Below are 13,742 nucleotides of genomic sequence, written 5' to 3'. Positions count from 1 at the left end.
CGGGCGCGTCAGGCCATGACGGGGGTACGGATCGGGCCGATCTGGTACAGCACCTCGGGCTCGTGCTCGTCGCCGGGGAAGACCTCGCCGTCGAAGAGCACGTCGCGCTTGACCTCGGCCCCGTGCCGCTCGGCGAAGGAGGTGAACAGCTTGTTGGAGGGGGCGTTGTCCGGGGTGATCGTCGTCTCCATGCGGTCCGTCCCCAGCTCCCGGGACACCCGGGCGAAGAGCCCGTCCAGCATCGCTCCGGCCAGTCCGCGCCCGCGCTGGCCGTGGTCCACGGCGACCTGCCAGATCAGCAGGGTGCGGGGGTCCTGGGGCCGGACGTAGCCGGTGATGAAGCCGACCGGTTCGCCGTTCCCGTCGCGAGCCACTACGGAGGTGGCGGCGAAGTCGCGGCACCACAGGAGGTAGCTGTACGAGGAGTTCAGGTCGAGCACCTGGGAGTCGCGGGCGATCCGCCAGATGGCGGCTCCGTCGTCCACCCGTGGTGTGTCGAGCTTGAGTCCCTCGGGCATTTCCATGAATTCGCTTCGGGCACGTGCACGGTCAGCTTGTGCGGGGGTCATGTCGAATCAATTTACCCAGGAAAAATCGAAGTTGCATCGTGGGAAGGGGTTACGCATGGCACGCGCATATGTTATCGCGCGCGTGCGCGCCTGAAGCTGGTAACGGCGACGGATTGCCTGGTCATATCGGATATGCCGGGGCGTAACGCCACTCCTGTGGAATCCGTCACAGGTGCATAACGACCGTCACGCCTGTCCGCACTGCGGGCTCCCGAGGGTTCGGTAAAAAAGTAGGTTTGGCTTGGAGAAAACCGGGAAGAAGCATACGGATGGCTATGCAGAATGGCTGAGTGGTGCATTCCTTCCACTCTGCGGAGTCGCTCCGTAAAGTCACCGCACCCTTGCACGAATTGATCCCCGCCACAATCCCCCACCCCTCGCCCCCCTCCCGGCCCCCGCGCGGCACGGCTCCGCCCCCATGAGGCTTACAGTGCGGAGATATGAAGGACAGTGCGGTGTTGCACATCACGGGGCGGGTGCTGGCCGGCCCGGAGGACGTACGGGACGAGCTGTGGGCGGTGGATGGCCGCGTCACCTACGAGCGGCCGCCAGGCCACCGCCTGCGTGACGCCGTCACGGTGCACGGCTGGGCCCTGCCCGGGCTCGTGGACGCCCACTGCCACGTTGGTCTGGACGCCCACGGCGCCGTGGACGAGGCGACGAGCGAGAAGCAGGCGCTCACCGACCGCGAGGCGGGCACGCTGCTGATCCGGGACGCCGGTTCGGCCGCCGACACCCGCTGGGTGGACGAGCGCGAGGACCTGCCCCGGATCATCCGCGCGGGCCGCCACATCGCCCGGACCCGCCGCTACATCCGCAACTACGCGCACGAGATCGAGCCGGAGGATCTGGTCGCCTACGTGCGCCGGGAGGCGCGGCGCGGCGACGGCTGGGTGAAGCTGGTGGGGGACTGGATCGACCGCGACGCCGGTGACCTGACCGCCTGCTGGCCCCGGGACGCCGTGCGCGCGGCCATCGCCGCCGCCCACGAGGAGGGCGCCCGCGTCACCGCGCACTGCTTCGCGGAGGACTCACTGCGGGACCTGGCCGAGGCGGGCATCGACTGCGTGGAGCACGCCACCGGCCTCACCGAAGACACGATCCCGCTGTTCGCCGAGCGCGGCATCGCGATCGTGCCGACGCTGGTCAACATCGCCACGTTCCCGGCACTCGCCGACGGCGGTGAGAAGAAGTTCCCGCGCTGGGCCGAGCACATGCGCGCCCTGCACGAGCGCCGCTACGACACGGTGCGCGCCGCCTATGACGCGGGCATCCCCGTCTTCGTCGGCACCGACGCGGGCGGGTCGCTGGCCCACGGGCTGGTCGCGCAGGAGGTGGCCGAACTGGTGCGCGCGGGCATCCCCCCGCTGGAGGCGCTGTCGGCGACGACGTGGGGCGCGCGGGAGTGGCTGGGGCGCCCGGCGCTCGCCGAGGGCGCGTCCGCGGACCTGGTGGTCTACGACACCGACCCGCGTGCCGACGTCCGGGTGCTGGCCGGACCGCGTCGGGTGGTGCTGCGGGGGCGGGTGGTGCAGTAGCGGCACGGTCAGCTCCCCGCCCCTCGTGCGCGCGTTCGGCGAGGCCCCGTCCGGGTGAACCCGTCGGAGAACCCGGACGGGTGACGGCGGTGGCGTCAACGATGTCGGGGTCCCCGTCACCGGCACGAGTGATGTCCCCCGTCAGGCCGCGCCGGTGACACCGAACCACTGTGGGAGTTCCCAACCGTGAAGAAGTCTGTCCTCAGCCTGCTCGTCGCCGCCGTACTCACCGGCCCGGCGGCGGCCCCCGCCCACGCCGCCGGCGAGGACGAGCAGGCCGGACGCGCGGGCACCGCGGCCGCCGCGGTGCTGCGCGCCCAGCTCGACGTCTCCCTACTGGACGACACCGTCCAGGTCCCGCTGGCCACCAGTTGGAACGCCGTCTCCGCACCGGACGCCGACACCGGTGCCGACCGCGCGGGCGGCACCGCGCTGACCGCCCAGCTCGACGGCGTGCAGGGCGGCGAGCCCTTCAGCGTGCTGCGGGCGGACGTCGCCGAGTCCAGGGCCGAGGTCACCGAGGACGCCGCATCGGCGGAGGTCACACTGGCGCGGGCGGCGGTGCACGTCCCCGGGCTGCCGCTGCTGTCGCTGATCGAGGCGGAGAAGGTCACCGCGAAAGTGGTCTGCGCGGTGGACGAGCCCACCGTGGCCGAGGCGGGCGCGCTCGGCACGGTGAGGGTGCTCGGCAAGCGGGTCACGCTGAGCGCCGCCGGACCGACCGTCGTCACGGTGCCCGGCGTCGGGGAGGTGAACCTGGAGCTGTCCCAGCGGGAGACGGCCACGGGCAGCGCCGCCGCGAGCGCGCTCCGGCTGGCCGTGACCGTCAACCCGCTGGAGCTGAACGTGGCGAAGGTGGCGGGCAGCGTCACGCTGGCCGAGGTCAGCTGCCGCACTCCCGTCCCCGGCGAGCAGTCCGCTAAGCCGCGTCCGGAGCAGCCCGAGCCGTCGCGGGAGCCCGCGCCGCAGGGCGAAGAACCCCAGGGCGAGCCCGGTGCGCGGGTGACGCGGACGCAGGACGAACCGCAGGACGAGCCGCACCTGGCCGCCACGGGCGCCCGGTCTGACACGCCCTACCTGCTGGGCGGTGCCGCGGGTCTCATCGGGGTGGGCGGCGCCCTGTTCCTGCTCCGGCGCCGTCGCCAGAGCTGAACCGGCCCGCGCGTCGGCAGCCAACCGAGGGGCACGGCCCGGCGTGTCCGCCAGGCCGTGCTCAGCGCACTCCGGCTGCCGTCAGGGCGGTGGCGAACCGGTCACTCGTCGCCGGGTCGCGCACCGCCAGCCGCAGCCACTCCGGGCCCAGGCCGGGGAAGGTGTCACCGCGCCGCACCGCGAAGCCCAGCCCGCGCAGCCGCTCGCGTACCCCGGCGGCGCGGGGGTGCCGGATCAGCACGAACGGCGCGGCCGGTTCCGGCGTCGCGTGGCCGATCTCGGCGAACGTGCCGAGGCGGGCCAGCAGATGGTCCCGGTCGGCGGTGAAGCCACGGGCGGCAGCCGCCGCTTCGGCGCGCGCGCGCCGGGTGCAGCACGCCGTGGCGGCGGCCAGGGCGGGCGTGCTCACCGGCCACAGCGGCTGGTGAGCCGCCAGCGCCCGCACGGTGGGCGGGTCGGCGAGCACGTACCCGATCCGCAGCCCCGCCAGTCCCCACGTTTTGGTGAGGCTGCGCAGCACCACGACCTGCCCGGGCAGCGCGTCCAGCAGCGGAATCAGTGACTCCTTCTCGCCCGGCACGGCGTCCAGGAACGCCTCGTCCACGACCAGAGTGCGCCCGGGGCGGGCGAGCGCGGCCAGGGAGGTGGCCGGATGCAGCACGGAGGTGGGATTCGTCGGGTTGCCGACGATGACCAGGTCCGCGTCCTTTGGTACCGCTTCCGGGCGCAGCACGAAGCCGTCCCCCGCGCGCAGCAGCACGCGTTCGACCAGGTGTCCGGCGTCCCGCAGCGCCGCCTCCGGCTCGGTGAACTGCGGGTGCACCACGACCGGACGCCGCGCCCGGCAGGCCCGCGCGAGCAGCACGAACGCCTCGGCCACCCCGGCCGTCAGGAGCACCTGTTCCTCGGCCAGCCCGTGGTGGGCGGCCACCGCGCGGCGGGCCGCCCGCCCGTCCGGGTAGGCGGCGAGCGTGTCCAGCGACGCCGCGACGGCCGACTTCAGCCAGGCGGGCGGGGTGCCGGCGCGCACGTTGACGGCGAGGTCGGTCAACGGCGCCCCGTCGTCGCGTACTTCGGCGTCCCCGTGATGCCGCAGGTCCGGCTCGGACACCGTGCCGGGCTGCCCGGCGGTGTCCTCCCGGGGCTCGGGGGGCTCGGCGGGCTCGGCGGGCTCGCGGTGGGCGGTGTCGTGCCCCTCGGCATCGTGCCCGGCGTTGTCAGTGCGCGTGTGCGTGGCCATGGTGGTGGTGATGTCCGTCGTCGTCGGGGTGGTAGTGCGGTTGCTGCGGCGCGCCGACCTTGTCCTCGAAGCCGGGCAGCGCGATGCGGTAGACGCAGGAGTCGCAGTTCATGCGGATATCGCCGTCCAGAGCCTCCTGGTAGCGCTGCCACACCAGGTCGGCCAGCTCGTCGGTCGGGCCGATGACGTCGGCCACGCGCACTTCGGTGCCGGGGTGCGCGTCAGCCCAGTCACCGGCCTGTCGCCTCACCCGGTCCGGCAGGATGCCGGTGAACAGGAAGTACGGCAGGACGACGATCCGGCGGGCGCCCAGCGCGCGGCACCGGTCCAGGCCGGAGGCGACGTCGGGCGCGGCCAGCGAGACGAACGCGGTCTCCACGCCCGCGTAGCCGCGCCCCTCCCACAGCAGCCGCGCCGCCTTGTGCACCTCGGCGTTGGCGTCCGGGTCGGTGGAGCCGCGGCCCACCAGCAGCACGGTCACGTCCGCCCGGTCGGCCGGAGTGGGCGCGGCGCCTTCCAGGGCCTCGTCGAGCCGCCGTTCCAGCACCGCCAGCAGCGAGGGGTGCGGCCCCAGCGGGCGTCCGTAGGCGTAACTGGTGCCCCGGTGGCGTTCCCGCTCACGGGCGAGCGCGGCCGGAATGTCGCCCTTGGCGTGCCCGGCGGAGACCAGCATGAGCGGCACGGCGGCGAAGCGGCGCACGCCCTGCTCGGCCAGCGCCGTCACGGCGTCGGCCAGCGGCGGCGGGGACAGTTCGATGAATCCGCCGCCCACCGGGACGCCGGGGCGGCGCTCGCCGAGGACGCGGACGAAGGAGCGGAAAGCCTCGGCCCCGGCTTCGTCACGGGTGCCATGGCCGACGAGCAGCAGGGCAGGCGGGGTGGTCACGGGGTCTCCTCGGGGGTGGGACGGAGTGGTGCGGTCCGCCCGGCGGGCTCACCGGGCGGAAAACTGGTGTAGAGCAGGGCGTTGAGCGCCGCGGCGGCGACGGCCGAACCGCCCTTCTCGGAAAGGTTGCTGACGGCGGGCAGGCCGCTCTCGCGCAACGCGGCCTTGCTCTCGGCCGCGCCGACGAAACCGACCGGCAGGCCGATGACGAGCGCGGGCGCCACGCCGAGCGCGATGAGTTCGAACAGCGCGGTCGGCGCGCAGCCCACGACCCACACCGCGCCGGGCCCGACCTCCGCGTACGCCAGGCGCACGGCGTGCGCCGAGCGGGTCAGGCCGGGTTCGGCCCGCGCGTCGGCCAGGCGGCACACCGCTGCCCGCCGGGTGATCCCGGCCGCGACCATCTCCACGTCGGTGACCACCGGCGCCTGCCGCTCGTGCAGCGCGCGGTGCGCGGCGCGCAGGTGCGCTTCGTCGGTCACCAGGTCGGTGGCGTACTCCAGGTCGGCGCTGGAGTGGATGACGCGCTCGACCACCGCGCGGCTCAGCGGCGGCAGGTGGCTGGTGTCCAGCCGGGAGCGCAGGATGCGGTACGACTCCTGCTCGATGGGATGCACGACGCGTGCGCCGCCGGTGGTGTTCATGCTCCGGCCTCCTGCCAGCGGTAGCCGCGCGGCGTCACCATCCGGCCGGCGACGGCGCGAGTCGCGGTGTTGCCGACGGTCACGACGGTCATCATGTCCACCTCCGCCGGGTCCAGTGCGCCCAGGGTCGTCAGCAACACCCGCTCGCCGGGGCGCGAAGCGTTGCGCACGACGCCGACGGGGGTGCCCGGCGTCCGGTGCTCGGCCAGCAGGCCCAGCGCCTTCGGCAGCTGCCAGTGCCGTCCGCGCGAGCGCGGGTTGTAGAAGGTGACCACCAGGTCGGAGGCGGCGGCCGCCGCCACCCGGCGCTCGATCACCTCCCAGGGGGTGTGCAGGTCGGACAGGCTGATGGACACGTGGTCGTGGCCCAGCGGTGCGCCCAGCAGCGCGGCGGCGGCCAGCGCGGCCGTCACCCCGGGCACGCCGACGACGTCGATGTCCGCCGACGCCTCCGCCAGCGCGGGGGAGGCCATCGCGTAGACGCCCGCGTCGCCGCTGCCGATCAGTGCGACGGCGTGCCCGGCCCGGGCCTGTTCCACCGCGGTGCGGGCCCGCTCCTCCTCGGCGCCGAGCCCGGACTCCAGCACCCGGGTGCCGGGCCGCAACAGGTCGCGGATCTGCGTCACATACTGGTCGAGCCCGACGACGACGGACGCGCGGCGCAGCTCGGCGCGGGCCCGGGGCGTGAGCAGGTCGCGGGCGCCGGGGCCGAGCCCGACGACGGCCAGCCGCCCGCGCGGACGGCGCCGGGCGACGGCGCAGGTGACCATGGCGGGCGCGCCGTCCGCGCGCACCGACTTGCGCTTGGGCACCACCAGTTCGGCGCCCGGCCCGGCTTCGAGCAGCGCGGCGGCCTCGGCGACGCTCGGCGTGCCAACGGCGTCCTGCGGCGCCTGCGAGGGGTGGGGCACGGCGACCTCGGCCAGCTCGGACGCGGGGTGCACGCGCAGCGGGACGCCGAGCTGTCCGGCGGCGGCGACGAGGCCCGGCTCCCCGGCCTTCGCCTCCACGGTGGCCAGCCCGGCCACACAGCGCGGCGAGAGACCGGCGTCGGCCAGGGCGGCCGCGATGAGCGTCAGCACCTCCTCGACGGGCGCGCCCCGGCTGGCGCCGACCCCGACCGTCAGCGTGGGCGGCCGCAACACGGCCTGCCGCGCGCCCGGCTGGTCCGGCGACGTGCCTGGCGGCTGATCCTGGGGCCGGAGCATATCGCTGACCAGCAACGACACGTCACTGTCAGTGGTTGCCGATACGTTCGGGGGCAGAGCTGGAAGGGGGTGGACGGCATCGGAGACCAGACGGACGGGTTCGCCGTCGAGCATGGCCCGGCTGACGGCGGCGACGGCGCCCTCCACGGGCCAGCCGAGTGTGTCCAGGCCGGGCACGGAGGTGGCGTCGGTGGCCGTGGTCACCACCGGGCGGCAGCCCGGAAGCTGCTCGGCCACCTTGTCCGCGAGGGCGTTCGCGCCGCCCGCGTGGCCGCCGAGCAGGGCCACCGCGTGCTGCTGCGCCTCGTCCACGCAGACGACACCCGGGTCGGAGGTCTTGTCGCGCAGGAGCGGGGCCAGCAGCCGGACGGTGGCGCCGGTGGCCAGGAAGCACACCAGCTGGTCGCACTCGGCGAACGCCGCGCGCACCGCCTCGGCGGTGGGCCCGGGGTAGCGGCGGGCACGGTGGGGCCAGGCGGCGGCCAGTCGGTCGCAGGCGGCGGCACCGGCCGCGGTGGCGGAGATCAGGCCGATCACGAGGTGACTCCTTGTGAGCTGGTAGAGCGGTTCCTGTTCCCCCACAGGACGAAGACGGGGTTCACCGAGGCGAGCCGGGTCACCTCGCCGGGCAGCGGCGCGAGCCGGGCCGACTGGAGCTGGACGCCCTCGGGTTCCAGCCCGGCGGTGGCCAGCGCGGCGCGCACGCCGGGCACCCGGTCGAGCGCGGCGAGCGTGACCACGACGCAGCGCCGGGCGCGGGCGGCGCAGGCGGCGACGACGGCGGGCAGGTCCGCGCCACCCCCGCCGACGAACACCGCGTCGGGATCGGGCAGCCCGGCGAGCGCCCCGGGCGCCCTGCCGTGCACGGTCTGTACGTCCACGCCGTGCGCGGCGGCGTTCGCCCGGCACCGCTCGGCGCCGTCCGCGTCCTTCTCGACGGCGATCGCCGCCGCGCCGAGCCGGGCGCACTCCACGGCCACCGACCCCGAGCCCGCGCCGACGTCCCACACCAGCTCGCCCGGCCCCGGGCCGAGCCGGGCCAGCGCCAGCGCCCGCACCTCGTACTTGGTGATCATCGAATCCCGGTGTGCGAACGCCGATTCGGGCAGCGCCCAGCCGGCGGGCGCGGGCACCGGCCCCGCCAGCGCCCGCTGGGCCGGTGCCACGGTGCGCCCGGGCGCGAGCGAGAGGACGACGCTGACCGGCTCCGGCCACGCGCGCCCGGCCGCCTCGGCGGGGGAGAGCCACTCCACCGCCTCGCGCGCGGTGCCCAGCGCGCTGCCCACCACCAGGGTGCGGGCGATACCGGTGTCCGCCAGCGCCGCACCCAGCTCGGCGGGGCCCGCGCCCGGGCCGGTGAGCACGGCCGTCTTCGGATGCGCGCGGCACACGTTGACGGCGGTGCGCAGCTCCCGCCCGTGGGCGCTCACCACGGCCGCGTCGTCCCACGGCAGCCCGGCCCGCGCGAACGCCACCGCGACCGAGGGCACCGAGGGCCGCACGTCCAGCCGTTCCGGTCCCAGCCGCTCCGCGAGCGCCCGCACGATGCCGAAGAACCCCGGGTCACCGGAGGCCAGTACCCACACCCGTGGCTCGCCCGGCGCCGCCACCTCGGCCTCGATCGCGGCCAGCGCGGGCGCGAGCGGGCCCAGGGCGACGCGGCGGGCGCCGGGTGGGAGCGCGGCGGCGTCCAGATGCCGCCGCGCGCCGACGACGAGCGTGACGTCCCCGGGCACCTCGATACGGGGCGCCTGGGGATCGGGCGTGGGTGCCGCTCCGGTTTCGGCGCCGACGCCGCCAGCGGTACCGAGGTTTGTCCCGGTGCCCGTACCGACGCCCGGCCCGGTGCCCGTGCCGACCACGGTGACGCGGGTGTTCGGGTTACCCATGGCCGTCTCCGGTGCCGTGCTCCGGGCCGGGCTGGTCCGGGCCGGGCTGGTCCTGAGCGCGCTGGTCCGGGCCGTGGGGCGGGGTGCCGGGCGCGGGCCGGTGCCCGGCGGTGTCCTCGGCGCCGTGCGGTGGGGCGCCGTGCGCCGGGCCGCCCCCGGTGCCGTGCGTGCCGCGTGCCGTTCCGCCCTGCCCCGGGCCACGGTCAGCGCCCTGCCGGGCCGCGCGCAGGGCCCGCCGCGCCGACGGCTCCGCGCGGCGGTAACCGTGGAAGTGGCCCGGATGGTACAGGTGCGAGCGCGTTCCGGAGGCCGACAGCGCGGGGCCGACGAGGAAGAGGGTGTGCTTCCAGAGCTTGTGCTCCTTGACGGTCTCGGCCAGCGTGCCCACCGTGCAGTGCAGGATCAGCTCCTCGGGCCACGTGGCCTGGTAGGCGATGATCACCGGGGTGTCCTCGGCATAGCCGCCCTCGGTCAGCTCGGCCGCGAGCTGGCCGGAGCGGGCGGCGGACAGGAACAGCGCCATCGTCGTGCCGTGCCGGGCGAACTCGCGCACCTCCTCGCCCGGGGGCATCGGCGTCTTGCCGCCGCCCAGCCGGGTGAGGATCACCGACTGCGCCACCTCCGGGATCGTCAGCTCGCGCTGGGCCACCGCCGCGACCGCCGAGAAGGCGGACACGCCGGGGATGATCTCCACCGCGACACCCAGCTCGTGGCAGCGGTCCACCTGCTCCTGCGTGCCGCCCCACAGCGCCGGGTCGCCGGAGTGCACGCGCGCCACCCGCAGCCCGTCGCGCTGGGCGCGGGCGTACACCGCCAGCACGTCTTCCAGCGACAGCGTCGCCGAGTCCAGGATCTCCGCGTCCGGGGCCGCGTGCTCCAGCACGTCCTCGTGGACCAGGCTCGCCGCCCACACCACCACGTCCGCCTCCGCGATGGCCCGCGCCGCGCGGAACGTCAGCAGGTCGGCCGCACCGGGCCCGGCGCCGACGATCGTCACCTTGCCGCGCCGCTGTGGCGTGCGCTCCGTGTCCCGCGTGCCGATGGCCTCCCGCGTGCCCTCCGGGTCTCTCACAGCTTGCCCCCTCGGGCCGAGCGCCGCGCGGGCGCGATCAGGGTGGACAGGTACGGCAGCGGCTCCTCGCCCAGGTCAGCGGCCGGACGGATCGACTCGCCGGGCAGCCCCAGCGCCGAACCCCACACCGCGCCCGCCAGCCGCCCGGTGCTCTCCAGCGCCCCGGCGACCTCGCCCGCGTGCCGCCCGAACTTGTACGCCACCACCGTGCCGGGCCCCTCCAGCGCGGCCCTGAGTACCGCCGTGCCCGCCGTCACCGGCACCAGCGTCAGCGGCTCGGTGCCCTCGGTCAGTACCGCGCCGCTGCGGGCGGCCAGGTCCTGCATGGCCGTCACACCCGGCACCGTCTCCACCGCCACGTCCGTCACGAGGCCCGAGACGGTCTGCGCGAGGTAGGTGAACGTCGAGTACACGTTGGGGTCGCCGATCGTCGCGAACGCCACCGTGCCGTGAGCGCGCAGGAGTTCGGCCACCTGTGCCCCTGCCGCGTCCCAGGCGGCCTCCCGGCGCGCCCGGTCCTCCCGCTCGTTGAGCGCGAACACGATCCGCACCACGCGCCCGGCGTCCACGTAGTGCAGCACCGTGGCCTCGGCCCGGCCGCGTTCCCCGGTGTCCATCACCGGCACCACCACGACGTCCGCCGCGCGCAGCGCGTTCACCCCCTTCACCGTCACCAGTTCCGGGTCTCCGGGGCCGACACCGACCCCGATCAGCTTCGGGTTGCCGCTCACGCCGCACACCTCTCCGTGAAGCGCCGGGCCAACGAGGGCTCGGCGGCCCAGTGCACATGCAGGTAGGAGGCATGCACGTTGTCTTTGACGAACCCCTCGGTCCGCCGGCTAGGCCGGGTCAGCCCCCACGCGGGTACCGCCGAGGCCCCCGGCTCGGTCGCGGTGCGGTGGAACTCGTGCCCGCGTACCCGGGTCCCGGCGACCGCCAGCACGCTGTCGCCCACGGCCACCGCCTCGCGGTAACCGAGCGTCAGCCGCTCGGTCATCCGCGCCGAGGCGTCCAGCACGCCGCACATCGGCGCGCCGTCCAGCTCCCGCCCCAGGTACAGCAGCCCCGCGCACTCCGCCGCCACCGGCCCGCCGAACCGGGCGACGGCGCGGCGCAGCGGCTCGTTCGCGCTCAGCTCCGGCGCGTACACTTCCGGGAACCCGCCGCCGATGACGAGGCCCGCCGTGCCCGGGGGCAGCCGCTCCTCGCGCAGCGGATCGAACGGCACCACCTCGGCGCCCGCGGCGCGCAGCAGCTCCGCGTGCTCGGTGTAGGCGAAGGTGAACGCCGCCCCGCCCGCGACGGCCACGACCGGACGGCGCCCGGTGACCGCCCCGGTGTACGCGCCCACGGCCGCGTCGGCGTCCGCGCTCCCGGCTGCGCCCACGGCCGCGCCAGCGTCTCCGCGACCGCCCCCGGGCGCGGTGCCACCGCCTGCGCCGCTGACCGCCTCGGACGCCGACCACGGCACGTGCGGCAGCGGCGGCGCGCTGCGGGCCAGCGCCAGTACCGCGTCCAGGTCCACCCCCGCCCGCACCTGCCCGGCCAGCTCCGTCACCGCGTCCACCGCCTCCGCGCGACGCTCGGCCACCGGCACCAGCCCCAGGTGCCGCGAGGGCGTGTGCACGCGAGGACGCCGGTGCAAAGCGCCCAGGACCGGTACCCCCGCACCGTCCAGCGCCTCCCGCAGCAGCTCCTCGTGCCGCACCGAGCCCACCTTGTTGAGGATCACCCCGGCGAGCCGTACCCCGGGGTCCCAGGAGGCGAACCCGTGCACCAGCGCCGCCACCGAGCGCGACTGCGCGGAGGCGTCCACCACCAGCACCACCGGCGCCCGCAGCAGCTTCGCCACCTGCGCCGTCGAGCCCGTCTCGCCCTGCCCCGACGCCCCGTCGAACAGGCCCATCACGCCTTCCACGACGGCCAGTTCCGCACCCGCCGCCCCGTGCAGGAACAGCGGTGCGACGCGCTCGGGGCCACACAGGTAGGCGTCCAGGTTGCGGCCCGGACGCCCGGTGGCGAGGGCGTGGTAGCCGGGGTCGATGTAGTCGGGGCCGACCTTGTGGCCGGACACGGCGGTGCCGCGCGCGGCGAACGCGGCCATCAGTCCGGTGGCGACGGTCGTCTTGCCGCAGCCCGAGGCGGGCGCGGCGATGACGAGCCGGGGCAGGTGCGTCACGCGATCACCACTCGATGCCCCGCTGGCCCTTCTGGCCCGCGTCCATCGGGTGCTTGACCTTGCCCATCTCCGTCACCAGATCGGCGGCCTCCACCAGGTCCGGCGGCGCGTTGCGTCCGGTGATGACGACATGCTGGGTGCCGGGCCGCTCCCGCAGTACCGCGACCACCTCGGCGGTGTCCACCCAGCCCCAGTGCATCGGGTAGGCGAACTCGTCCAGCACGTACAGCCGGTAGGTTTCGGCGGCCAGGTCGCGCTTGACCTGCTCCCAGCCCTCGCGCGCCGCCTCCTCACTGGTGGCGATGTCGCGCTGTACCCACGACCAGCCCTCGCCCATCTTGTGCCAGGCCACCGTGCCGCCCTCACCGGACGCGCCCAGCACCCGCAGCGCACGTTCCTCGCCGACCTTCCACTTCGCCGACTTGACGAACTGGAACACCCCGATCGGCCACCCCTGGTTCCACGCCCGCAGCGCCAGCCCGAACGCCGCCGTGGACTTGCCCTTGCCGATGCCGGTGTGCACCACGACCAGCGGCCGGTTGCGCCGCTGGCGCGTCGTCAGCCCGTCGTCGGGCACCACGCTCGGCTGTCCCTGCGGCATTACGCGACCCTCCGCACGTCCTTGACCAGCGCGGACACCGTGTCCGCGCGCAACTCCTCAAGCGTCACCGCAGGCCCGCCCAGCTCTCGCGCGAGCGCGCCCGCCAGCCCCAGCCGCACCGGGCCCGACTCACAGTCCACGACGACCGACGCCGTGCCCTCGGCCGCCAGCAGCCGCCCGGCCCGCTGCGCCCGGGCCACCGGCTCAGGGCCGCCCGTCGCCCGCCCGTCGGTGACGGCCACCAGCAGCGGACGCCGCGCCGGGTCCCGCATCCGCTCCACCCGCAGCACCTCGCGCGCCTTCAGCAGCCCGGCCGCCAGCGGGGTGCGCCCGCCGGTGGGCAGCGACTCCAGCCGTGCGGCGGCCGCGTCCACCGAGGACGTCGGCGGCAGCACCAGCTGCGCGTCCGCGCCCCGGAACGTCACCAGGCCCACCTTGTCGCGGCGCTGGTAGGCGTCAAGGAGCAGGGACAGCACCGCGCCCTTGACCGCGCTCATCCGCTGCCGCGCCGCCATCGACCCGGACGCGTCCACGACGAACAGCACCAAATTGGACTCGCGGCCCTCGCGCACCGCCTCCCGCAGGTCGTCCCGCCGTACGACCAGCCCCGGCCCGCCGCGCCCCCGGGCACGCTGGTGCGGCGCGGCCGCCTGCACGGTCGCCGCCAGGTGCAGCGTGCCGAGCGCGCCGCTCGGGCGGCGGGCACCGGTGGTGCGGCCCTGCGCGGTGCGGGCCCGCGACCGCCGCCCGGCCGTGCCCTCGCC

12 protein-coding genes and 1 pseudogene are annotated in these 13,742 nt (G+C 75.5%); 2 read left to right on the top strand and 11 right to left on the bottom strand.

Annotated features, from left to right (window positions below; translation table 11 throughout):
- Window positions 1–8 precede the first annotated feature (8 nt).
- Entirely contained in the window at window positions 9–518 is a 510-nt protein-coding gene (gene ectA, locus JJV70_RS12145; RefSeq protein WP_219047877.1) for a diaminobutyrate acetyltransferase, read from the bottom strand.
- 491 nt (window positions 519–1,009) lie between these two features.
- Here ectA and JJV70_RS12140 point away from each other — a divergent pair, with 491 nt between their 5' ends.
- The gene (locus JJV70_RS12140) at window positions 1,010–2,107 is read left to right on the top strand and encodes an amidohydrolase family protein (protein ID WP_219047876.1); all 1,098 of its coding nucleotides are present in this window, start codon (window positions 1,010–1,012) and stop codon (window positions 2,105–2,107) included.
- Window positions 2,108–2,293: 186 nt separating this feature from the next.
- Entirely contained in the window at window positions 2,294–3,259 is a 966-nt protein-coding gene (locus tag JJV70_RS12135) for an SCO1860 family LAETG-anchored protein (RefSeq protein ID WP_308294793.1), read from the top strand.
- 61 nt (window positions 3,260–3,320) lie between these two features.
- Here JJV70_RS12135 and cobC read toward each other — a convergent pair whose 3' ends face one another.
- The 10 genes and pseudogenes from cobC to JJV70_RS12085 all read right to left on the bottom strand — a co-directional run.
- Window positions 3,321–4,499 carry an Rv2231c family pyridoxal phosphate-dependent protein CobC gene (cobC, locus tag JJV70_RS12130; protein WP_219047875.1) on the bottom strand — a complete coding sequence of 393 codons (1,179 nt, stop codon included), beginning with the start codon at window positions 4,497–4,499 and terminating at the stop codon, window positions 3,321–3,323.
- Entirely contained in the window at window positions 4,477–5,385 is a 909-nt protein-coding gene (locus tag JJV70_RS12125) for a sirohydrochlorin chelatase (RefSeq protein WP_219047874.1), read from the bottom strand. The genes cobC and JJV70_RS12125 overlap by 23 nt, the downstream gene beginning before the upstream one ends.
- Window positions 5,382–6,029, bottom strand: coding sequence for a precorrin-8X methylmutase (locus JJV70_RS12120; RefSeq protein WP_219047873.1), 648 nt, complete (start codon window positions 6,027–6,029; stop codon window positions 5,382–5,384). The genes JJV70_RS12125 and JJV70_RS12120 overlap by 4 nt, the downstream gene beginning before the upstream one ends.
- Entirely contained in the window at window positions 6,026–7,774 is a 1,749-nt protein-coding gene (gene cobJ, locus JJV70_RS12115) for a precorrin-3B C(17)-methyltransferase (RefSeq protein WP_219047872.1), read from the bottom strand. Before cobJ ends, JJV70_RS12120 begins: the two co-directional genes overlap by 4 nt.
- Window positions 7,771–9,126 (bottom strand): precorrin-6y C5,15-methyltransferase (decarboxylating) subunit CbiE, encoded by a 1,356-nt coding sequence (gene cbiE / locus JJV70_RS12110; protein ID WP_219047871.1) that lies wholly within the window; start codon window positions 9,124–9,126, stop codon window positions 7,771–7,773. The genes cobJ and cbiE overlap by 4 nt, the downstream gene beginning before the upstream one ends.
- 214 nt (window positions 9,127–9,340) lie before the next feature.
- Window positions 9,341–10,168, bottom strand: a pseudogene (gene cobM, locus JJV70_RS12105) (precorrin-4 C(11)-methyltransferase); the annotation flags it as partial.
- A 26-nt stretch (window positions 10,169–10,194) separates the two neighbouring features.
- Window positions 10,195–10,929: a precorrin-2 C(20)-methyltransferase gene (gene cobI / locus JJV70_RS12100; RefSeq protein ID WP_219047870.1), complete on the bottom strand. Its 735-nt coding sequence runs from the start codon at window positions 10,927–10,929 to the stop codon at window positions 10,195–10,197.
- Window positions 10,926–12,377 (bottom strand): cobyrinate a,c-diamide synthase, encoded by a 1,452-nt coding sequence (locus JJV70_RS12095; RefSeq protein WP_219047869.1) that lies wholly within the window; start codon window positions 12,375–12,377, stop codon window positions 10,926–10,928. Before JJV70_RS12095 ends, cobI begins: the two co-directional genes overlap by 4 nt.
- 4 nt (window positions 12,378–12,381) lie before the next feature.
- Window positions 12,382–12,978: a cob(I)yrinic acid a,c-diamide adenosyltransferase gene (gene cobO / locus JJV70_RS12090; protein WP_219047868.1), complete on the bottom strand. Its 597-nt coding sequence runs from the start codon at window positions 12,976–12,978 to the stop codon at window positions 12,382–12,384.
- Window positions 12,978–13,742, bottom strand: a 765-nt coding sequence (locus tag JJV70_RS12085) for a VWA domain-containing protein (RefSeq protein ID WP_219047867.1), incomplete at its 5' end; no start/stop codon positions are given. The genes JJV70_RS12085 and cobO, both read right to left, overlap by 1 nt.

The sequence above is a fragment of the Streptomyces sp. JJ66 genome, assembly GCF_019303495.1.
Taxonomy (GTDB): domain Bacteria; phylum Actinomycetota; class Actinomycetes; order Streptomycetales; family Streptomycetaceae; genus Streptomyces.
This window is presented reverse-complemented; position numbering and strand designations above follow the sequence as displayed.